The sequence below is a fragment of the Acinetobacter sp. YH12064 genome, from assembly GCF_013419735.1.
Lineage (GTDB): Bacteria > Pseudomonadota > Gammaproteobacteria > Pseudomonadales > Moraxellaceae > Acinetobacter > Acinetobacter amyesii.
The window spans coordinates 42,092-64,103 of record NZ_VOZP01000011.1 but is presented as its reverse complement, the minus strand read 5'-3'; the positions used below and the strand labels follow the sequence as shown (position 1 = coordinate 64,103).

Genomic DNA, 22,012 nt, shown 5'->3' with positions numbered 1-22,012 from the left:
GGCTGCGTTTTTTATACAAATGATGAGCTGAGAAATCAATCTTTAAACGTATCATTCAGTGCCTGTTGTACCGCTTCAACACGAGACTTACAGGCTTTATAGGCTTGCATCGACTCTTCAACGATTTTCATAAGATTATCAATGTCGGGTTCTTGCTGAGATTCGAGTAATTCAGCATTACGTTTTAAAACTTCATAGCCTTCTTTAAAACTTAGTGTATCAGTCGTCATGATTTTTTACCTGTATATGTTGAATGTCAGCCGTGATGACACCGTCTTGCATTTCAATTTCAATCGGTGAATGCGTTGAAGGCTGAAGATTTTTCGTTGCACGAATGGCGTGACCTTGCTGTCGGACGATGGCATAACCTTTGGAGAGCACATGTGCAGGGTTTTGCAGCAAAGTCTCACGCATGAGTATTTCAATATTCTGTGCAGCTGATTTAAGTTGTAACTGAGCAAAATAAGCAGTGTTATCTTGGTATTGTTGTAATAGCCGAGTTGAGTCATTGATTTGACTCTGTGCCAAGGTCTTAATGGCCTGTAGCAACTGATCATTTTGATTTTGATAAAGGGCAATTTGATGTTGAGAGCGCAGTTGAATGCTTTGTAATGCCTCTAAAACTTCCTGAGTTCGCTCAACAATATGATTACGAATACCCCCAATCACTTTACTCGGGGTGTCGAAAGAACGATGTGCAATTTCATCTAAGATCGTACGGTCTTTTTCATGGCCGATACCGACCCAAATCGGTACGCTACGCTTAGATAGAAGTGCAGCCAAATCATAATCATTCAGATAGGCAAGATCATTAACGGCACCGCCACCACGAATAATCACGATCAAATCTGGCGCAGTTTGAAAGTCATTGGCCCATTGTCTTAAACCCAGTGCTAAAGCATCTCGGATACTTTGTGCTGCGGTATTTCCTTGAAAGGTGGCAGCATGATAGACAAATTCACACACGCCAGCATGTTGTAGCGCATCGGCATCTTTTTTAAAGTCACCTAAGCCAGCCGCATTTTCAGGCGCAATAACCAAGACATGCTGAATATCAAATGGCGCAGGCAAGTTTCGATTTTTATGAATCAGACCTTCGCTGGTGAGTTTTTCTAAAATTTGTTGATAGCGTCGAGCCAGATCACCCAAAGTAAAACTCGAATCAATTTCTTCGATATTGACTGAAAAGCCGTACTGCGGGTCAAATTTGGCACGCACTTTAACCAAGACATTTAAGTCACGACTGAGCTCAATGCCGCTTTCACGTTCAAATTTTCCGACAACTTTATTTGCAGTAAATTTCCAAATTGTGGCCTTACAACTGGCAATGACTCTATCACTTTCTTGTTCTTTTTCAGCTAATTCGAGATAGTAATGTCCACCTTTGATGTTTAAATTTCGAATCTCGGCTTTGACCCACACGGCATCATCAAAAGCCAATTGAATGACTTCTTTGACCGCAGATAGGTATTCGCTCAGCGTTAATTGAACATCAGACATAATTTAAAATAGGAGAATATACAAATGAATATTCATTTAAATACTAAATAAATATTCAGCAATTGCAAATGATCATTTCGGTTAACACAGCAGACATTAACAGCGCCACTACAGCGTAGCGTTTCAATCAAACGTTTTATTTCACACGAAGCAGTTCGTTCCAATTACTCAGGTAAGCGGGGGAACACAGATTTTTTTTCATCCGCCATGTTGCAGCATCGTCCTGCGCTAAGCCGATCGAGACAAAATGATGCCCAAATTTTTTTTGAATATCGTCGATGGTGTCGGACAGTTTCAAACGGCTTTGTCTTAACGCCATATCGCAAAACAAATCTGGGGTAAAGTTTTGTTTTGGAATGATTTCTAATAACACCACACCGGCTTTTTTATATTTAAATCCCGCTTTAAAGATTTTTTCGGCGGCACGCGTTGCTGCTTGGGTGATGCTAATTAAGTCATCGGTATGCTCATTCAGTGTAATGGCCAGATAAGGTGCGTATTTTTCAGTAGAATTAAAGCGACTCGTTTGAATAAACACTCCCACCATACGACATAGAGAATGATCTGCTCTTAAACGTGTGACGGCTCGCGCGATATATACACGAATAGAGGCTTTAATATCTTCCAGTTCGTAGACTGGCTGACCATAGGAACGACTACTGATAATTTGCTGTTTGCTCGGTGCTTCTTCTTCAATAGACAGACAAGATAGACCTTGCAGTTCCAAGACGGTTTTTTCCATCACCACACTAAATTTTTTTCGAATATCTTTAGGCTGTGCATTGATCAGATCTAAAACATAATGAATGCCAAGCTGATTCAGGGCTTTTGTATGATTGCGACCGACGCCCCAAACTTCATTGACTGGTGTCTGCGCAAGGAGTTGTTCTGAGGAACAAGGGTCCATTTCAACTAAATTGCACACACCGTTCAAATAAGCATTTTTTTTGGCAAGATGGTTGGCCATTTTGGCTTCCGTTTTAGAGCGACCAATCCCGACACAGCAGGTTAAGCCTAGCCATTTTAGGATCGTCTCTCGTATTTCTTTGGCATATAGGCTCAAATCAAACAGTTCTTGATAGGCAGTGAAATCTAAAAAACACTCATCGATCGAGTAAATTTCACGGTCTTCGGGGCCGACATACATGCCTAAAATATTCATAAATCGATTAGACATTTCGGTGTAGAGAGCATAGTTACTCGACAACACCTGAACATGATGTTGTTGGATTAAATCCTGAATTTGATAGACCGGCACAGCCATTTTAATCCCGAGGTCTTTGGCTTCCTGACTTCGAGATACAACACAGCCATCGTTATTGGACAGCACGACGACAGGGACATTATTGAGCTTTGGGTTAAAGACACGCTCACAACTGACGTAGCAGTTGTTAAGGTCAACTAACGCAAATATTTTATTTGCAGCTTTCATGGTGAATTCTTGTGTTTAGGTGTGTGATGAGCGCTTATAAAATTGCTTTAAATTAAAGGTCACAACACCCTGAACAACGATAGATTCGCTATCTGAAGGGATAATATGCGCATAGGCTGGATTTTCTGCTTTTAGCCAAATTTTGGGTAAGACTTTATTGGGGTCACCAAAAATGTCGGCAATTTCTTCTTTTGACATTTTTGCGGTGATCATCAATCGCTTTAAGGTGATTTCACGATTATCAATCAGTGCAACCACGATATCGCCATGTTTGGCTTCTAAGCTACGATCGACTAAAAAAGTATCATTAATTTCAAAGCCGGCATTGAGTAAAGACTCGCTATCGACATGCGCAATAAATGTAGCGAGCGGGTTAATTACCAAATAATCATTTAGGTCTAAGACTTTTTCAAAAACATCTTTATTGGCGAAAGCTGGGCCAGCAGGAATACGTTCCAAGGCAACGGGAAGTTCAATACGGGTATTTTTCTGAACAGGCTGAACATTGAGCGAAGAATCCAAAAATGGATCCATAGATAGTTCTTGAGATTGCCTTTCAAGCAGGGCATTGATTGTGGGACTGGGTTTGCCATCTGCGCCCATGAGCTGTTGCAAAGACGACCAAGCTTCGTCCGAAAAATAAATCGGCAGTTTTTTTGACATATTTTGCTCCTACGCAACGTGGCGTGTTTGAAGAAAAGTACTTTTTTTAGCATACGCGTTGAGCAGGTCATTTTTCAAATTTATAAAACCTTTAAAATCAAAGCTGCGACAAGTTTAGTCGTTTTAAATATTGCAAAAATCATCATCAGTTCAAAGAAAATGACGTTCTGTATTTTGAACATAGGGCACATTGCTGCCTAATTACAGAAAGTGGAATGACAACTAAAAATTTCAATAAACAACTCGTTTATTTGGCACAAACTTGGTAAGTTAAATTTTTATATTCAGAAATAGACTTGATGAAAAATGTATGGATTTTAGCTGCACTGACAGCATTTATGGCGGGTTGTAGCACAACACAGCAAACTGAAACTACATCAGAAAAAATTGGTATGGCAAATCCAGCCAGCCAGTATTGTGTAGAACAAAAAGGTAAACTTGAAATTCGTGATGAAGCAAATGCTCAGGTCGGGTATTGCCATCTGCCAAACGGACAAGTGGTTGAAGAGTGGGCATTATTCCGTAGTAGCCAAACTGAATGTGTAGCTGATAAGGCTAAGACGCTGATTGGTCAAGCAAAATTGACTGAAGATCAGATCAAGGCGATTAGCCAAGCTCAAATTGTCCGTTTAGTAAAACCTGGGCAGCCAGTAACAATGGATTATCGTGTAGAGCGCGTCACCGTCACTGTAAATCCAATCAATCAAAAGATTATTCAAGCAACTTGTGGTTAATTTAAACGCATAAAAAAGGCCCGAAAGGGCTTTTTTTGTTTGTTCGGCTATGACTAATTTAAATGACAAATCCATTACGATCTTTTATATTGCCCCTCGTAAGGAGAAGTTCATGAAAAAGTTATTTGCTTTATCCGTTATGGTGGCTTTGGTCGGCTGTGCTGAAAAAAAACCATTAACCCCTGAAGAGCAGTGGCAGGGTTACTGCCGCAGTGTAGGTAATGCTGCACGTACGATTATGTTAGATCGTCAAAATGCAATTGAAAAAGACAAAGCAGTTGAGCATGCCAACAAAATTGAGGATGAAACCACCAAAGGATTTATCCTGAACATCATTGATGAAGTTTATGCCTTGCCGCAAGCTGAGATTAATACTGATGTTGAAAAAGCACGTGAAAAAATTCGTGCTGAGTTTACTGAAAAATGTATCGCAACACCGCATACCGAAATGCCAGATTATAAACCGTTCTAAGGAACGGTTTTTTATGCGAGAAAGCGCGTAAAGCAAAACCTAAAGGCTGTATTCATCAGTGAGTAGTTACAACGGGGCAACTATCCGTTGTTTAGCCATATGATGGAGTTCATGCTTATTTTGCGAATGCATATTTATCTTCGGGTTACTTTGAATATGAGATGCTTAAAGATTTTAAAATAGCCTAAGCAGAGCGGAATACAAATTGTGACAACTTGCTAAATCATAAATATAGAAAAGCAAATCTTTTTAATGAATAATGAAATGGAGAATAAAAAACAGTAGAGGAGCAGAATATGGACGTTATAGGTTATATGCATCACTCAGATCTACTCCTAGAAGATGAACAAGGCGTAGCAATTATCGGTGGTGGGAACTACGTGCTCAGCATTGGAGATAAAGTCACATTACGCCAAAAAGTAGATGAATTTTCTCAACGCTATTTGGTCGATATCAGCTTTGCAAGTAATCAACATCAAACCACATGTCAGGACGAATGGTGCCTCAGATTTACAGGCGATCGAGCAGAACTTCAGCAATATATCACTGCAACCACTGTCCACTAAGGTGGAATATCCAATACTAATAAAAACAGGCAACATTTAGTTGCCTTTTTTTGATGGTTAATTTTAGTCAAAAGTTAATATGCGCAAGAAAAGCGTGTTCTAAGTATTGATTTTGCTTAATGTATAAACGATATGAGGATCATTTATTTATAAAATAACGGGCATCACGAAGAAACACTTGTAGTGCATTAACTTTTAACTGGAATTTTAGTAAAATTTAGCAGTCCATATTATTTGCGTAGCTTTATTTAAAGCAGGAATGCGTAAATAATTTTTTAAAAAAGAGGAATAACACCGTGCTAGAAGCTTACCGCCAACACGTTGAAGAACGTGCCGCACTCGGAGTCCCACCGAAGCCACTTGACGATGCTCAAACAGCTGCATTAGTTGAATTATTAAAAAACCCACCAGCTGGCGAAGAAGCATTTTTAGTTGATTTACTAGAAAACCGTGTTCCAGCGGGTGTTGACCAAGCTGCATACGTTAAAGCTGCTTTCTTAGCTGCTTTGGCAAAAGGTGAAGCGACTTCTCCACTAGTAACTAAAGAACGTGCGGTTTACCTACTAGGTACTATGCTTGGTGGTTATAACGTTGCTCCTTTAGTTGCACTTCTTGATGATGCAGAGCTTGGTGAATTAGCTGCTGACGCACTTAAGAAAACTCTTCTTGTATTTGATGCCTTCCACGACGTTGCTGATAAAGCAAAAGCGGGCAATGCGAATGCACAAGCAGTTATGCAATCTTGGGCAGATGCTGAATGGTTCACTAGCCGTAAAGACGTTCCTGAAGAAATCAAACTTACAGTTTTCAAAGTAACTGGCGAAACGAACACAGACGACTTGTCACCTGCACAAGACGCGTGGAGCCGTCCAGACATTCCGTTACATGCTAACGCAATGCTTAAAAACGTACGTGACGGTATCAATCCAGAAGTTCCTGGCGAAGTTGGTCCACTTAGCCAAATCAAAGAGCTTATCGCGAAAGGCAACCAAGTTGCTTACGTAGGTGACGTTGTTGGTACTGGTTCTTCTCGTAAGTCAGCAACTAACTCTGTACTTTGGTTCTTTGGTGACGAAATTGCTCACATTCCGAACAAAAAAGACGGTGGTTATTGCTTAGGTTCTAAAATCGCTCCGATTTTCTTCAACACTATGGAAGATGCTGGTGCATTGCCAGTAGAAATCGATGTTCAAAACATGAACATGGGCGACGAAATCACGCTTAAAATCGACCACGCTGCTGCTAAAGTAACTGCGTTCAAAGACGGCGTTCAAATCGCTGAATCTGAACTTAAAACTCCAGTTCTTTTAGATGAAGTACGTGCTGGTGGCCGTATCAACCTTATCGTTGGTCGTGGTTTAACAACTAAAGCTCGTGAAGCTCTTGGTCTTGCACCTTCAACTTTATTCCGTACTCCAGTTCAACCTGCAGCTACTGGTAAAGGCTTCACTCAAGCTCAAAAAATGGTTGGTCGCGCTTGTGGTCTTCCTGAAGGTCAAGGTGTACTTCCAGGTACTTACTGTGAACCTAAGATGACTACTGTTGGTTCTCAAGATACAACAGGTCCAATGACTCGTGACGAACTTAAAGATCTTGCTTGCCTAGGCTTCTCTGCTGACCTAGTTATGCAATCTTTCTGTCATACAGCTGCGTATCCAAAACCAGTTGACGTTCAAATGCAGCACACGCTTCCTGATTTCATCATGAACCGTGGTGGTGTTTCTCTACGTCCAGGTGATGGTATTATCCACTCTTGGTTAAACCGTATGCTTCTTCCAGATACAGTAGGTACTGGTGGTGACTCGCATACTCGTTTCCCAATCGGTATTTCGTTCCCAGCGGGTTCTGGTCTTGTAGCGTTCGCTGCAGCGACTGGTGTTATGCCACTAGATATGCCTGAATCTGTTCTTGTTAAGTTCAAAGGTAAAATGCAACCTGGTATCACTCTACGTGACCTAGTACATGCAATTCCTTACGTAGCGATCCAAGAAGGCGACTTAACTGTAGAGAAAAAAGGTAAGAAGAACATCTTCTCTGGCCGTATCCTTGAGATCGACCTTACAGAAATGGAAACTGACCTTACTGTTGAGCAAGCGTTCGAACTTTCTGACGCATCTGCTGAACGTTCTGCTGCAGGCTGTTCTATCACGCTTTCTGAAGAGAAAGTTGCTGAATACCTTCGTTCAAACATTACTATGTTGAAATGGATGATTTCTGAAGGTTATGGCGATGCTCGTACAATGGCGCGCCGTGTAGAAAACATGGAGAAATGGTTAGCGAACCCAAGCCTAATCAAAGCAGATCCAGATGCTGAATACACTAAAGTGTATGAAATTGACCTTTCTACAATTACTGAACCAGTTCTTTGCTGCCCGAACGACCCAGATGACGCTAAATTGCTTTCTGACGTTGCTGGTACAAAAATTGACGAAGTATTTGTTGGTTCATGTATGACTAACATTGGTCACTTCCGTGCGGCTGGTAAACTTCTAGACAAAGTTCCTGGTGGTTCTTTATCTACTCGTCTATGGTTGGCTCCTCCAACTCGTATGGACGAACGTCAATTGATGGAAGAAGGTTTCTACAACATCTATGGTAAAGCTGGCGCTCGTACAGAAATGCCAGGTTGTTCATTATGTATGGGTAACCAAGCACGTGTAGCTCCGAACACTACTTGTGTATCGACTTCTACTCGTAACTTCCCGAACCGTCTAGGTCAAGGTGCGAACGTTTACTTAGCTTCTGCTGAGCTTGCTTCTGTTGCTGCTGTACTTGGTAAATTACCAACTCCAGCTGAGTACCAAGAATACGCAGCTCAAATTGATAGCATGTCTGCAGACATCTACCAATACTTAAGCTTCGACAAAATGGGCGACTATACTGACGCTGCTAAAGACGTTGATACTAAGAAAATTGCTGCTGCTCAATTGTCTTAATTGATTAAGTAGTTAATAAGAAAATCCCACGTCATGTGGGATTTTCTTTATTTAATAGAATCTTACTAATAATAAAACTGTAATTTAGAAATTGGCCTTATGAAACTAAAGAATTTATCTTTTATATTATTAACATTTTGTTCTACACAAATTTTTGCAGAAGTGTCGTATACGAAGTTAGCAAACATAAAATTGGTTGATGAAAGTATATATCCCACAGGATATGACATTCAGTCTGAAGTGGAAAATTTGATTAGAGAGAAAAAGTTCAAAGATATTTCAAACAAAGCACAACAGCTTTTAAATAGTGAAGAATATAATTTTGATGGTAAGTTTAAACATACTAGTTATTTAGATTCTTTTCTTGGGATTGTAAATAAACATCGAGTAACTTCTCCAAATTATTATAAAGAAAATATAGCAATCGCACAGAAATGGATTAAGGCTGAACCAGAGTCACCATTAGGTTATATTTACTATACGCTTTGGGTTAGAAAACATGCTTGGAGCATTAGAGGGGGAAGTTATACTTCACAAGTATCGAAAAAAAATATGCAATATTTTGGTGATCAATCAATTAAAAATTTAAATTTTTTATTAGAAAATTATGATGTTGCATCTAAAGATCCTTTTTATTACTACATACTGTTAATGACCCTACGTGATCTGGGGGCTGAAGAAAACTACTTAAAAGCTTATCAAGATGGAATTGTAAAATATCCAAAACAGCGAGTTATTTATAATACATTTATGGAGAGTTTTGAGCCAAAGTGGTTTGGAGAAAATTATGATGCTATTCAAATGATTATTAATGATATACAGGAAATGAATCCTGCAGAAAAAGATTTTCATTATTATCATATTCTATATACAGTACATAACAATAAGTATGATTTGAAAAAACTAAATGTAAATTGGGCTAGGGTTGAGCAAGGTGCCGTAGATTCTTTAAGTAAACTTACTTCTTTGAGTAAAATAAATGATGTACAAAAATTGTATTGCTCTTATCCTGGGAATAGAGTGAGGTTGGAACGGTTATTAAAATCCTTTAAACAAGGACAATTAGAAAAAAGCTATATAGAAAATAGTTTGAATAACTGTCAAAAATAGAAATAATCGCCTCTTAATTGGAGGCTTTTATTTATAAATGTTATTTACAGTTCTAAGAATACAACGTTTAATCACAACTAATATTATTTTACAGTAGCATAGATCAGTGCCCAAACAATCCCGATTCCTCTGTATTGGTGGCTTCCTCAACGGAACCCAAGTCAAAGACCAAGGCGAAAGCTTTGTCTGTGTCGAAAATGGCAAACAGATGACTTACCACAAAAAAGAAATCTTTAACCAAGATGCTTGGGATCAAGATTACTATGTCTGTGAAACCACCAGTGATAAAGAGGCGCATAACTGGGTATTCGATATCAAATAATCTCTCAAAATTCCTGCTTTTCAGTCATAAACAGCAAATGCTCAGCACATCACATACGCTGAGCATTTTTATTTATTTCATTTATTAGGCTTCAGAAATGTGTAGTAGAAGAAGGGGCTAAATAACTTATTTACATTTTTCTAGCTGAAAAAATCAAATAATTATGTAAAAAGATAAATAAAATTGAGCACTTAAGATTAAATTATGAATTATGAGCTAGATGCTTTTTTGACAATTGTCGTGGCGGTTTTGGTTTTATTTATCGGTTATTTCTTCGTACACAAAATTTCCATCCTGAAAAAATACAACATTCCTGAACCTGTAGCAGGCGGTTTGGTCGCTGCGATTATCACATTTATATTATTTAAAAACTTTAATATCACCGTAAATTTTGATGCCAAAATCCAGCAAATATTCATGCTGATGTTCTTTACATCGGTAGGCTTGAGCGCAAGTCTTGGAAAACTCAAAGAGGGTGGCAAGGCGTTAGTGCTGTTTTTAGGCTGTGTCATTATATTTGTCATACTGCAAAACATCGTTGGCATCAGTTTAGCCAAAATTTTAGGATTAGATCCGCTCATCGGCTTAATTACAGGTTCCGTTACGCTTACGGGCGGTCACGGTACAGCAGGTGCATGGGGCACAGTCTTTGAACAAGATCATGGTATACAAGGTGCAGTCGTACTCGGTATGGCAAGTGCAACCTTCGGCTTGGTCATTGGCGGTATGATGGGCGGGCCAGTGGCGAAATTCCTCATCCGCCGTTTTCAGTTGGCAGAAGAACTTGTACCGACAACAGGCCGTAATGAAGCACCGCCTGCATCTGAAACGGCACCTTTCGAATATCCTGAAAAAACTCGTTTAATTACCGCAGATGATGCCGTCAAAACGATGGGGATGTTTGCCATCTGTATCAGCTTTGCCTATTTCATGACGGACTTTGCTCGCGGACAGTGGTTTGAGTTGCCTACATTCGTTTGGGCTTTGGCTTGCGGTGTATTTTTAAGAAATACCTTGGAGCTAGGCTTTAAAATAGAAATGTTTGACCGCTGTATCGATGTATTTGGTAACGCATCCTTGGCATTATTTTTATCCATGGCGCTGATGTCATTGCAGCTCTGGTTATTGGCAGATCTTGCAGGCCCACTGGTGATTATTTTACTGGTACAAACCCTCGTTTTAGCACTGTATCTGTACTTTGTAACTTTTAGGATCATGGGAAAAAGCTATGACGCAGCAGTACTTTGTGCAGGGCAATGTGGTGTAAATTTGGGTGCAACACCGACAGCGATTGCTAATATTCAAGCAGTAACCAATACTTATGGGCCATCACATAAAGCCTTTTTAATCATACCTTTGACTGGGGCATTCTTTGTAGATATTGTCAATGCTGTGGTCATTCAGGCAACGATAGGCTTCTTTGGTTAATACTATATATAGCTTTAAAAAATGCTAAAGCATCTAGATAGAGTGTTTTAGCATTTCATTTTTCACCATCTTATTGATCAAGAATAATAAACAATGAAAGTTTTAAAATATCATTTGCCTTACATCAAATTGTTCATGCTATTTGTATTAACAGCACTTCCATTTTCTATAACCTATTCAGCTGAAATTGATGTCCAAAAGACCATAGTTCAAGCGCAAAATAACGAAAAGCAGGCGCTGTATGATTTGGCTGTACTGAAACATATGGGGCTAGAAGGTGTGGAGATTAATCTGCCCGAAGCCATAGCGTTGTATAAACGTGCTTCTGCCTTAGGGCACCGCTCTGCAAATCAAAATTTGGGATTGATATATTACAAAGGTGTCGGTGTAAAAGTAGATTATGTGGAAGCTGCAAAATGGTTTGAGATTGGTGCTGAAAGAAATTTAGAAGATTCAAAGCGTATGCTTTTGATCATGAATAAATATGAACTCATTCCAAGGAATGAGAAAAAATTGGAAAGTCTTTTAATTGAATTTGCAAATAAAGGCAAGCAAGAAGATATCGAACAATTGGCCGACTATTATTACTATACGAAGCAAAATATGCAGCTTGCTGAAAAGCCAACGATGTTGTTGGCTGAACAAGGCTTGGCTCAATATCAGTCCCGTTTGGGTATGATTTATTATCAAGGTATTGATGCAAAGCCTGATTATAAAAAGGCTTATCCGTGGTTTTTAAAGGCTGCGGAAGCAAATGATTTGAACGGAAAAATTAGCGTTGCAAGTTTTTATTTAGGTGGGCTAGGCGTACAGCGAGATTTTGAAAAAGCTGCTGCATGGTTTAATTCGGCTTATGAGCAAGACCCTGTGAAAACATGTGAAATTCACAGTCTTGTTTTGTCAAAATTGAACAATGAAATACAACAATGTGAGCTAAGTACAAAACAATAAAAAGCCCCATGGTTGGGGCTAGTCGTATCACTCGCGTGATACTCATATAAGGCTCATCTCATACTGTGTATATTAAAGCATAAAATTGAAAAAAATGCTGAGTAAATTGACAGTTAAAACTTTGTTGTTTTAGGAAAAAGCGATCGCTATACTTTGCCATGAACATTTGTTCACTTCACTATAACCATAAAGAACTATATTGATGAAAGAATATAAAGTTGTTATCTATCAAGAAGGTATGCTGGGATCTTTGCTGCTTGGCTCTTCAAAAGTTGATCCTGTTAAATTCACCAATTTTTTAAATCAAAATGCACAGCAAGGTTGGGCGGTGATTACGATGGAAAAGGATATCCGTCGTAAGCTGCTTTTTTGGAAGCGCGAAGCTTATGTAGTTGTTTTGGAGAGAGAAAAATGAAATACGGTGTCTTTAGTGCACTTATTATTTCAGTTTTATGGGGTTTATTAGCCATCTCTCAATTATGGTTTGTGTTGCTCAGTGTCGAAGTATTTACCAAAATAACCATCACAGTAGCGATCTTAGAAGCCATCATTATTATTGCAACATTGGTCATACGTGAGTATTTGACAGATAAAAAATTGAAAAAAGATGGCTATATAGATTAGAACACATAAATAGGGTAATTGAGTGCTGAACTCAATTGCCTTTAAATTTTAAAGTCATCTTATAGATTAGATCTATATTGGCTCATTACTCAATCATCATAAGGTCAGCACTGCTGGCAGATTTTAATTGTCGTAGCGCAAAAATAGAGCGGGTATGGCGTATACCTTTCATAGAATATAAATTTTTACGTAAAAAACGCTCATAGTGTTCAGCATTTTTAACTGCAACTTTCACCAAATAATCATAATCGCCAGTGACTAAATGTGCTTCTACTACTTCTGGCATATTGGCTAAAGTTTCACTAAATTGATCTAAAATTTCATCGTCGTGACGTTCTAATGTAATTTCAATAAAGAATAATTCATTGATCCCAATCGATTTTGGGTTGATGTTGGCTGTATAGCCGTCGATAATTTTTAAATTTTCTAAACGCTTTAAGCGTGTCCAACACGGCGAAGAGGAGAGACCAACACGTTCAGACAGCTGGGCTATGGTGAGTCGTCCATCTTCTCTTAATGCGGATAATATTAAACGATCAATTCTGTCGAGGTTGTGTCGTGCTTCACTCATGCCAAAATAGAATATAATTGAGAAAAAATAGTTATATCATTTTTTGCAATGGTCGGCTGATGAAAATAAGTACACTTAGACGTTCAGTGCAGATTTTAAAGATAGAAAATAGAATATGTAAGATGTCAGGCAGTTTGAATGAATCTAAAAGTAGAAATTATTGTGCAGTCCATAAAAAGACCACTCAGCCGGATTACTGACTGAGTGGTAAAAACTTAAGCGTGTAACTGTTGTTCAATGATCGGCCATAGGTTTTGATGTGACGATTTAAACATCAACATATGGCCGATGGCTTTATGACCTGTTTCTTTCGGTTTTAACTCAATCATTTGAGTCGAAGCATTCGGGTATAAGCGCAGCAAGTCTTTGACATTGGCTTCCGTGGCGATTTCGTCATCAGAGCTCCATACGGCAGTGATCGGGCAGCTCACTTGTTGATGAAAATCATGCTGAACAGTTTTGCCTAAGGCATTGATGACATAACCGGGTTTGCTACAAAATTCAGCCCATTCACGAGCAACATCTTTTGGCAAATTTTCACCCATGCCAATTGCATTGGTCGGGCCATAGCCAATGGTATAGCGTGCAATCGGGAAGATCACATTAAACATCACTGGAGCTAAAAGTTTGGTACGACCTTTAAGATCTTTGACATGCCCCGTAGAGCCAGAAACAGCAACCACTTTGGCAACTTTGTCAAAATTTGGCACGATACCTAATAATTGTCCGCCTGCGCTATGACCGAGTAATATGACTTTAGGTGCTTGCGTTTTACTGATTAAAGCGTCGATTGCCGCCGGGATATCAAGCTGCCCCCATTGAACAATACTTGCTGTCGATTCTTTTAGAGGGCTGTGTAGCGACTCACCAATACCACGAAAATCAAAAACTAAAACGTCATAGCCTTGTTGGCTCAACCATGTTGCATAACTATTATAAAATTGCTTGGTAATGCCTGTGGCTGGACAAATCAACACAGGTAAAACCTGTTTGAGCTCTGTCTGGTGTGGATAATAGCGCGCACTCAGTGAATAGCCGTCTTGGCAATGAATCGTGAGTTTTTCAGATGATGACATGATTCAAACTTCATGGGTGTGTTCCGATGACTCTAATTTACACAAGTTCCAAAAAGAAACCTGAAAAGAGTATGACTCTAAAGTCATGTCATAACAGGTTTGAAGCAATTACTATTGCAGTATAAATACAGATAAAAATAATGAGTGTAATTGAACAATGGATGTAAATTAAAAATGGACATGCTTCAACTTTCGGGTGCAGTACAAATTGCGATAGTCTTTAGTGGGATTTATTTATGGGTAGGTATGCTCACGGGTGTGTGGAAATATACACAAATAAGGCAGTCTGAACTGGCACGTGCGCATTATTATGTCGATATTGCACATCGGAGCAGTTTGTTATACGCCCCAGCGACGCTTATTTTAGCGGTATTGGCCTATTTTTCAGCACTTCCACATACGCTCAATTTACTCTTTGTAATCATCAATTTGTTCTTTTTTAGCTTTTCGATTTTAAGCTATGTGCTGCATGGCTTTTTAGCTGATACCACCAATCAATTTAAAGTACCGCACGTCTTAGGCAAATGGCATTTACCTAAATGGATGATGAGTATGGCAATGCTTGGATTGGTGATTGGCGAGTTAATTGCAACACTCGGATTGCTCTTCGGAGTCATCGTTAAATTTTGGTTTTAAGCAAAGTAGTATCAAATAAAAATTGTATCAATTAGATTGGAGGCTAATCAGGAGATAAAAGCTTTTAAAGTGCAGACGATTGTTCGGTAGAAGAATTTATATAAACAAAATTTTAAGTTCTGCAGAATTGAAAATTTATGGGAAAAAGCTGATGATTTTCTGGTTATTTTAGAGATTATTTGTATTGTTATTTAAAATGGATTGAATGATCGAGAAGGTAGGCGTGGCATCTTTTCTTTTTTCAAGATGGATGATGCCTCATCCATCTTCTAACTTAAAATTCTGTTGATTTTTGCTTTCGATATTTGTGGTCAATGACTGCCCATAAATAAAAGGCCACCGAGACAATAAGCGCATAAGCAAAGTATTCAGGTCTTAAATTTCCTTGTATTAAGCCTTGAATAAGTAGTGTCAGCATGAGAGCAATAGTGGTGCTTGTATAGGTCACCATGTTCTTATTTGCCTTCAGAGCGTTAATGAAGAATTGCTTTTTGAAATGTACTGATAACATCTCCACCCCTCCGTGTTGTTGTTTAGCCAAAACCCATGATTTTGGTCAGGTTTGAACTACTGTTGTACTTCGAAACTAGAAGTATTTCAATAGTAAATGTCATTATTTTGTCATAAAACTATGTTAGATCATCATATAAGAATAATCATTTTATTCATATACTAAATATTATGAATCTAAAGGTGTTGACTGGTGAGTAAAATGGTCGATGCATAATATCTATGTATGAATAAGCAATATATATACCAACACGGGTATATCGGCTTTATGACAAGAAACCGCCTAGCTTACAGTCTGAATCGGGCTTAATCATGGAGTTTGTGTACGGTGTATTTTGCAGAAAGTATTTGTATTTTAACTATTATTATATTTTGTAGCCAAAGGGCTGGCTTTTTTTCTCATCATGAAAATAAAACTTTATTTAAAAGTTCAATGAATTAGGATTATTGCGCTGTAGTAGGACAAATAAATGTCAGTTTGGGTAAAACTCGACAATTATTGGTCACAGGTAAAATCGTCATTCGGGTAAAACTCCGATTTTAGACAGGTCAAAAAAGGTTATTTTTTAACTTTGTCAATTACAGCAGCAATAATCAGCACAATCGCAGAAGGGATCAGCCATGCTAAATTTTGTTGAGCAAGCGGTAGATTGGCAATAAAGCTTGGAAGTGCATCTTCGAAACCAGCCACTTTTAAACCGTCAAAAATACCGAAAATAAACGCACATGCGGTAACAGGCGCAATAACTCTTGATGGTGAAATAAACCATTTAGAGCAGAAGCTAAGTAGGATAACGGCAATCGCAGGTGGATAAATCGCACTTAAAACAGGTACTGAAACAGCAATGAGTTTGGTTAAACCTAAGTTTGAAATAAGCAGTGAGAAGCCAACTAAAATGAACACAAAAACTTTGTATGGAATTTTAGTCAATTCTGAGAAATATTCAGCACATGCGCAGGTTAAGCCTATCGCGGTAACCATACATGCAACAAAAATCATTGCAGATAGGAAATAAGCGCCCATATCACCAAAAGCATGTTGTACATATGCATGCAGGATCACTGCACCATTTGTTGCATTTGGAGCAATATCATGGCTGCCCATACCGAGTTTGAATAAGCTGATATATACCAGTGTAAGTCCAATACCAGAAATAATACTGGCAATGACAGCATATTTGGTGACGAGCTTACTATCCGTTACGCCGCGTGAAGTAATGGCTTTGACGATCACAATACCAAAAACTAAAGCGCCTAATGTATCCATGGTTAAATAACCATTTACTACACCTTCAGAAACTGGTGCAGTTACGTAGTTATCAATTGCAGGTGGAATCACACCGGCAGGGATAAAGAACGCAGAGATACCCAGTATAACGAGGCCTAAAATCTTGAGTGGTGAAAGGAAATAACCTACGGTATCTAAAATTTTATTTGGGTAAAGTGAAACAATCGTCACCAATGCAAAATAAATCAAGCTATAAATCAGCAGACTGTTTGCGCTGTTACCAAAATAAGAAGAGAAACCAATTTCATAAGAAACGGTAGCTGTACGAGGTGTTGCAAATAAAGGTCCAACAGCTAAGTAACACGCGACAGTAAGGATAATGCTGGCTGCTTTACCCAGAGGTGAACTTAAAACTTGAATAGAACCTTCTACACGCGACAAAGCAATAATCGTGATGACAGGTAGGCCAACTGCAGTGATCAAGAAACCAAATGCAGCTAACCAAACATGTTCACCCGCTTGCTGTGCGACAATTGGTGGGAAAATAATGTTACCTGCACCAATAAATAGTGCAAAGGTCATAAAACCTAAGGCAACAATATCCCGTGTACGAAGACTTGTCATAAAGGGGAGATGAACTGTGAAAAAAGGCAATTTTAGTGCAATTAAGCTCGTTTTTGGAGCAAAATTTATAAATCGTATAGATAGTTTTTATAATACGAATTATGAATATATTGACAGATAAAATAATGTTTTATTTATGTTTATGATAAATAAAAGAAATTTATTATATATAAAATTTTTTATAGGAATATGTTTAGCTATTAAGATTTATCAGATATAAATCAATTGTTCTAATTTTCAGCACTAAATAGGATGCTATAAGCCGAATAAATGCAGAAATATTGGCTGAATAAAACAAAAAAAATCTAAAAGGTCTATAATTCGGTGTATTCAAATTTGAGGATATTCAGATGAAAGCTTCCAAAATCACGATTAAAACCGAGCAAGATATTGAAAAATTACGCATTTCAGGTCGTTTAGCTGCTCAGGTTTTAGAGATGATCGGGGAGTATGTCAAGCCGGGCGTGACCACTGAATATCTAGACGATATCTGTAATGATTTTATCGTCAACACACTTAAAGTGATTCCTGCCAATGTTGGCTACTATGGCTATACCAAAACCACCTGCATTTCACCGAATGAAGTGGTTTGTCATGGTATTCCTTCGAAAGAAACCGTATTGAAAGATGGTGACATTATCAATATTGATGTTGCCATCATTAAAGATGGTTATTTTGGTGATACCAGTCGTATGTACTATGTGGGTGAGGTTTCGCCTGCGGCTAAAAAGTTAGTCGAAACTACCTATGAAGCGATGGTTGCAGGGATTCATGCAGTTAAACCGGGAGCAACTTTGGGGGATGTAGGCTATGCCATTCAACAAGTTGCTCATCGTGAAGGCTACAGCATTGTACGTGAATATTGTGGTCACGGGATTGGTAAGGTTTATCATGAGCAACCAAGTGTTTTACACTATGGTCAACCGGGTCAAGGTGTCATTCTGAAAAAAGGCATGGTCTTTACCATTGAACCGATGATTAATAGCGGTAAAGCACGTACTAAAGAGTTAAAAGACGGCTGGACAGTAATTACTGCAGACCGTTCTTTATCGGCACAGTGGGAACATATGGTTGTTGTAACCGATACTGGTTTTGAGTTGTTATCTCCATGGCCAGAGGGTACAGGCGCATATCCCGCGATCTAAGCTCTGTAGTGTTGTTAATGCCATATCTACTGTGTCCAAATGATTGAAGTTAAATAAAATTATACAGTTGTATATTTTTTGACTTTAGTCTAGGAGTTCGTGGTGGTTATGGGCGTTATCGTTTTTAAGACTAACTACATTTCTCTAAGTCTTAATTTGTAAGGCTTTGCCTATAGCTCAAAAAATCAGTTAGAGCTATTAACGATTTAATAAAGATGTATTTTATTTATACAATAGCCCTACAGATTCTGCTGTAGTTTCTGATTTTACTTAGTTTTTAAGTTTTCGCTTACCCATCACATGGGTAAGCTTTTTTTTTGCTTAAAATTTAGCATGTTCATGTTGGCTGAGTTTTTCAACTAAGTAATCAATGAATACACGTACAGCAGGTAGTAAGCCACGACGAGATGGATAAACTGCATGGAAAATACCATGTGCAGCTTTCCATTCAGGTAGTACACGAACCAAAGCACCTGATTTCACGTGATCGGACACAATACTGTCGGGTAATAACACCACGCCACAATCTTGGCAGGCCAGTGCAGCTAACATAGACAGGTCAGAGCCCATCACGGTTGGGTTAACTTTGATTTTTTTCTGATGATGCTGTGCATCGGTCACAATAATATGTTGATCGAGATGCTCATCCGCCATACTTAATATTTGATGCTGAGATAAATCTTCAGGTTGTTTGAGTTCACCAAATTTATTCAGATACGCCTGACTGGCAAATAAGTGCTGCTCAATCGTTTCAAATTTACGAATGACTAAATTAGGGTCGTCGTCTAGATTTGAACGTACACGTAGCGCAAGATCGAAGCCTTCATTAATGATATCTACGCGTCGATTGGTCACCATCATTTGCACTTTGATTTCTGGATATTGCTTTAAAAATTCAGGCAATATTTTGGTCATTTCATTTTGCGCGATGGAAACAGGTAAGCTGACTTTAATTAAGCCGCGCGGCTGCGTACTGAGATGATCAACCAAATCATGTGCGGCTTGAGCGGCATTCATCATAACTTGTGCATGGCGGTAGATATTCATACCAATATCTGTAACAGCAAAATGTCGTGAACTACGTTGAATCAGGCGGACACCTAAACGTTCTTCTAAGTTATAGACCCGACGACTCAGTTTTGATTTTGGAATATCTGTTGCACGTTCGGCTGCACTAAAACCACCATGTTCGACCACTTGGGCAAAACAATAAAAATCATCTAGATCACTCAGCACTGTTCTTATTCCATATTTGCAACGATTTTGCTAATTAACTTGAATTGTTTCATGAAGTCAATCACGTTTTGTAGTTTTTCATGTGAGAAGATTGAGCAAAATTGCCAAGACTAAAGTCGGGTTAACCTTGTAATCGTTTCACATTAGCATGACCAAACAATAAATGTGGTGTATACATCTTTTAAATAACCGAATTTGAAGGATGTGATTTGAGTGTCGTCCTGATATATTCAAATAAAAGACCATTATGAAAGAAATTCGACATTAAAGGACAATGTCATGGAATTAAGACATTTACGTTACTTTGTTGCCGTTGTAGAAGAACAGAGTTTTACGAAGGCTGCTGAAAAGCTATTTATTGCTCAACCTCCTTTAAGTCGTCAAATTCAAAATTTAGAAGAAGAGTTGGGGGCACAGCTTTTTGAGCGTGGCAGCCGTCCTTTAAGAACCACCACCATTGGACGTTTCTTTTATCAGCAAGCTGTGAAATTACTTTCCAATGCAGAAGAAATTAAGCTCATTACGCAGCGGGCCAGTGCTACAGAACGTACCATTAATATTGGGTATGGCGGTTCGTTACTCTGTGGTTTATTACCTCGAATTGTTTATTTGTTCCGTCAGCAATATCCACACTTAAATGTAAATTTAATTGAACTGAGTGCAGTCGATCAGATTCAGGCATTAAAAGAAGGTCGGGTTGATGCATGTTTTAGCCGAGTTCGAGTGTCGGATCAGGCGGTTAAACGTGTGCTATTGCGTGAAGAGCCACTAATTGTTGCGGTGCATTCAAGCCATCCTTTATCTTCACAACAACAGATTGCATTGAATAATCTCAAAGATGAGCAGATTTTTATCTATCCAGCAACGGATGGTCAAAGTTATGCAACGCTGATCAAGTCGTTGTTTTTAGAATATGGTATGGAGCCGAAACGCTTTAACACTCAAGCTGATTTGCAGCAATCGCTAGGCATGGTCGCTGCGGGCGAAGGCATTTGTATTGTTCCTGAATCTGTACAAATTATGCAGTTTAGGCATGTGAATTATGTGAAATTATCGGATAGTGCTGCCATTAGCCAAATTTATTTGATTGTGCGGAATGATGATGAAGGGGAATTGGCACGTCCTTTATTTGACTGCGTTTACCAAGTGTATGATTTGGAAGCAATTGAATACGATCGTCGAGTTTTCTAACACTTGTTAGAGCATTAAAAATAATTTGATTTTGAAATTAATTTTTAAGTTACTTATTAAGTAACACCATCCTGTATATAAAAAAACAGGCTCATTCTTGAAAGTATTGAGCCTGTTTTTTTATTCAGTCTTACTAGATCGATTGTTTTAAAAACTTGGTGATTTCACGGCTAAATTTGACCGGTTCACTGAGCAATGGCGTATGTCCCGATTTTTTAAAAATAATCTGCTCAGCATTGGCTAGGCTGTCAGCAATAATTTTTTGACCTTGGGCAGGATAGAGGATCGATTTTGCACCGGTGAAAAAAGTCGTCGGTGCGGTGAGTGCTGCAATGGCTTCACGATAATCTTCAGTATGGTTCAAATAATTTTGAATATACCAATATAAATAGGCCACACTTTGTGATGGTAACATCAGCTTCTGTAAAGTTGGTTGTTGGTATGCAAAACGGAAAGCGGATAATGTATAAGGATTGCTATTTTGTAAGTCTATGAACCTTAACCAAGCGTCGACCAGACCTTGACGGTCATGTTTATTCATCTGCTGTGCAAATGGCACGGAGAGGTTAGTTACAAGTACCTTCGAGATGTCTTCTAAAATACTTAAAAACTCAATGTGGCGTTTGCCATATAAACCATATTGCCAATCTGCATCTACTCGTATTTTAGGGGTTTGATCGATGTGTAAATAGCGTTTAATTTTTTCGGCAAACTGACCGTATTTCAAACCGTGCATGGTAGTCGTTGCCCCCATGGAGTAGGCAATGACCGTGATTTTATCGTAACCAAGTTGGGAAACTAAGCTGTTAATATCTCGCCAATGGCTTGAAATGGTGTCCATATTTGGAATTTGACAATGTTTAGAGCCGCCAAATCCACGCCAGTCTGGAATGATAAATTTAAAATGCTTTCGGTGTTGATATAGAAAAGGGTGCCATTGCCAACTTTGCATGCCCAGTCCAGATAAAACCAGAATGGGTTCTCCTTGACCATATTCTCGAACATACAGTTGTTGCTGATCGGGCATTGTATAGTGCGGCATGTGGCTTCCTATTTA

Annotated in this window: 23 protein-coding genes; 13 read left to right on the top strand and 10 right to left on the bottom strand. The window is 38.7% G+C overall.

Annotated elements, in window-relative coordinates:
* Positions 1–35 precede the first annotated feature (35 nt).
* The 4 genes from xseB to FTU13_RS11690 all read right to left on the bottom strand — a co-directional run bounded on the left by xseB (position 36) and on the right by FTU13_RS11690 (position 3,595).
* Entirely contained in the window at positions 36–230 is a 195-nt protein-coding gene (gene xseB / locus FTU13_RS11705) for an exodeoxyribonuclease VII small subunit (protein ID WP_180004957.1), read from the bottom strand.
* Positions 220–1,500 (bottom strand): exodeoxyribonuclease VII large subunit, encoded by a 1,281-nt coding sequence (xseA, locus tag FTU13_RS11700; RefSeq protein ID WP_180127096.1) that lies wholly within the window; start codon positions 1,498–1,500, stop codon positions 220–222. Before xseA ends, xseB begins: the two co-directional genes overlap by 11 nt.
* Before the next feature lie 136 nt (positions 1,501–1,636).
* Entirely contained in the window at positions 1,637–2,932 is a 1,296-nt protein-coding gene (locus tag FTU13_RS11695) for a Y-family DNA polymerase (protein WP_180127094.1), read from the bottom strand.
* A 15-nt stretch (positions 2,933–2,947) separates the two neighbouring features.
* Positions 2,948–3,595, bottom strand: a complete 648-nt coding sequence (locus FTU13_RS11690; protein WP_078193940.1) for a LexA family transcriptional regulator — start codon at positions 3,593–3,595, stop codon at positions 2,948–2,950.
* A 299-nt stretch (positions 3,596–3,894) separates the two neighbouring features.
* Between FTU13_RS11690 and FTU13_RS11685 the strand changes: the two genes are divergently transcribed.
* From FTU13_RS11685 to FTU13_RS11640, 10 genes are all read left to right on the top strand, one after another.
* On the top strand, positions 3,895–4,329 hold the full coding sequence (locus FTU13_RS11685; protein WP_180127093.1) for an I78 family peptidase inhibitor: 435 nt from the start codon (positions 3,895–3,897) through the stop codon (positions 4,327–4,329).
* 112 nt (positions 4,330–4,441) lie between these two features.
* On the top strand, positions 4,442–4,801 hold the full coding sequence (locus tag FTU13_RS11680; protein ID WP_078193938.1) for a hypothetical protein: 360 nt from the start codon (positions 4,442–4,444) through the stop codon (positions 4,799–4,801).
* Between the two features lie 296 nt (positions 4,802–5,097).
* A complete protein-coding gene (locus FTU13_RS11675; RefSeq protein ID WP_078189189.1) occupies positions 5,098–5,367 on the top strand; it encodes a hypothetical protein in 270 nt (89 codons plus the stop codon).
* Positions 5,368–5,663: 296 nt separating this feature from the next.
* The gene (locus FTU13_RS11670) at positions 5,664–8,303 is read left to right on the top strand and encodes a bifunctional aconitate hydratase 2/2-methylisocitrate dehydratase (RefSeq protein WP_180127091.1); all 2,640 of its coding nucleotides are present in this window, start codon (positions 5,664–5,666) and stop codon (positions 8,301–8,303) included.
* Between the two features lie 99 nt (positions 8,304–8,402).
* Positions 8,403–9,413 carry a DUF4034 domain-containing protein gene (locus FTU13_RS11665; protein WP_078193935.1) on the top strand — a complete coding sequence of 337 codons (1,011 nt, stop codon included), beginning with the start codon at positions 8,403–8,405 and terminating at the stop codon, positions 9,411–9,413.
* Between the two features lie 106 nt (positions 9,414–9,519).
* Positions 9,520–9,735, top strand: a complete 216-nt coding sequence (locus FTU13_RS11660; protein ID WP_078193934.1) for a hypothetical protein — start codon at positions 9,520–9,522, stop codon at positions 9,733–9,735.
* A gap of 204 nt (positions 9,736–9,939) precedes the next feature.
* A complete protein-coding gene (gene gltS / locus FTU13_RS11655) occupies positions 9,940–11,163 on the top strand; it encodes a sodium/glutamate symporter (protein ID WP_180127089.1) in 1,224 nt (407 codons plus the stop codon).
* 93 nt (positions 11,164–11,256) lie between these two features.
* Positions 11,257–12,114, top strand: coding sequence for a tetratricopeptide repeat protein (locus FTU13_RS11650; protein ID WP_078193932.1), 858 nt, complete (start codon positions 11,257–11,259; stop codon positions 12,112–12,114).
* A gap of 202 nt (positions 12,115–12,316) precedes the next feature.
* Positions 12,317–12,529, top strand: a complete 213-nt coding sequence (locus FTU13_RS11645; protein ID WP_180127087.1) for a DUF4177 domain-containing protein — start codon at positions 12,317–12,319, stop codon at positions 12,527–12,529.
* On the top strand, positions 12,526–12,738 hold the full coding sequence (locus tag FTU13_RS11640; protein WP_111884970.1) for a hypothetical protein: 213 nt from the start codon (positions 12,526–12,528) through the stop codon (positions 12,736–12,738). The genes FTU13_RS11645 and FTU13_RS11640 overlap by 4 nt, the downstream gene beginning before the upstream one ends.
* An 85-nt stretch (positions 12,739–12,823) precedes the next feature.
* Here the strand turns inward: FTU13_RS11640 and FTU13_RS11635 are convergent, their stop codons facing one another.
* Positions 12,824–13,309 (bottom strand): Lrp/AsnC family transcriptional regulator, encoded by a 486-nt coding sequence (locus FTU13_RS11635; protein WP_078188537.1) that lies wholly within the window; start codon positions 13,307–13,309, stop codon positions 12,824–12,826.
* A gap of 215 nt (positions 13,310–13,524) precedes the next feature.
* Positions 13,525–14,385 carry an alpha/beta fold hydrolase gene (locus tag FTU13_RS11630; RefSeq protein ID WP_180127085.1) on the bottom strand — a complete coding sequence of 287 codons (861 nt, stop codon included), beginning with the start codon at positions 14,383–14,385 and terminating at the stop codon, positions 13,525–13,527.
* Between the two features lie 174 nt (positions 14,386–14,559).
* On the opposite strand from FTU13_RS11630, the gene FTU13_RS11625 reads away from it, so the two are divergent.
* The gene (locus FTU13_RS11625; RefSeq protein WP_180127083.1) at positions 14,560–15,021 is read left to right on the top strand and encodes a hypothetical protein; all 462 of its coding nucleotides are present in this window, start codon (positions 14,560–14,562) and stop codon (positions 15,019–15,021) included.
* A gap of 274 nt (positions 15,022–15,295) precedes the next feature.
* Here the strand turns inward: FTU13_RS11625 and FTU13_RS11620 are convergent, their stop codons facing one another.
* Together FTU13_RS11620 and brnQ are read right to left on the bottom strand one after the other, a co-directional pair.
* Positions 15,296–15,532 (bottom strand): hypothetical protein, encoded by a 237-nt coding sequence (locus FTU13_RS11620; protein WP_078188534.1) that lies wholly within the window; start codon positions 15,530–15,532, stop codon positions 15,296–15,298.
* Between the two features lie 558 nt (positions 15,533–16,090).
* Entirely contained in the window at positions 16,091–17,383 is a 1,293-nt protein-coding gene (gene brnQ, locus FTU13_RS11615; protein ID WP_180127081.1) for a branched-chain amino acid transport system II carrier protein, read from the bottom strand.
* 350 nt (positions 17,384–17,733) lie between these two features.
* Between brnQ and map the strand changes: the two genes are divergently transcribed.
* Entirely contained in the window at positions 17,734–18,528 is a 795-nt protein-coding gene (gene map, locus FTU13_RS11610) for a type I methionyl aminopeptidase (protein ID WP_078188532.1), read from the top strand.
* Positions 18,529–18,849: 321 nt separating this feature from the next.
* On the opposite strand, the gene FTU13_RS11605 is transcribed toward map, so the two are convergent.
* Positions 18,850–19,764 (bottom strand): LysR substrate-binding domain-containing protein, encoded by a 915-nt coding sequence (locus FTU13_RS11605; RefSeq protein ID WP_078188531.1) that lies wholly within the window; start codon positions 19,762–19,764, stop codon positions 18,850–18,852.
* Positions 19,765–20,043: 279 nt separating this feature from the next.
* On the opposite strand from FTU13_RS11605, the gene FTU13_RS11600 reads away from it, so the two are divergent.
* Positions 20,044–20,955 carry a LysR family transcriptional regulator gene (locus FTU13_RS11600; RefSeq protein WP_078188530.1) on the top strand — a complete coding sequence of 304 codons (912 nt, stop codon included), beginning with the start codon at positions 20,044–20,046 and terminating at the stop codon, positions 20,953–20,955.
* Between the two features lie 133 nt (positions 20,956–21,088).
* On the opposite strand, the gene FTU13_RS11595 is transcribed toward FTU13_RS11600, so the two are convergent.
* Positions 21,089–21,997 (bottom strand): alpha/beta fold hydrolase, encoded by a 909-nt coding sequence (locus FTU13_RS11595; RefSeq protein ID WP_180127079.1) that lies wholly within the window; start codon positions 21,995–21,997, stop codon positions 21,089–21,091.
* Between the last annotated feature and the right edge of the window lie 15 nt (positions 21,998–22,012).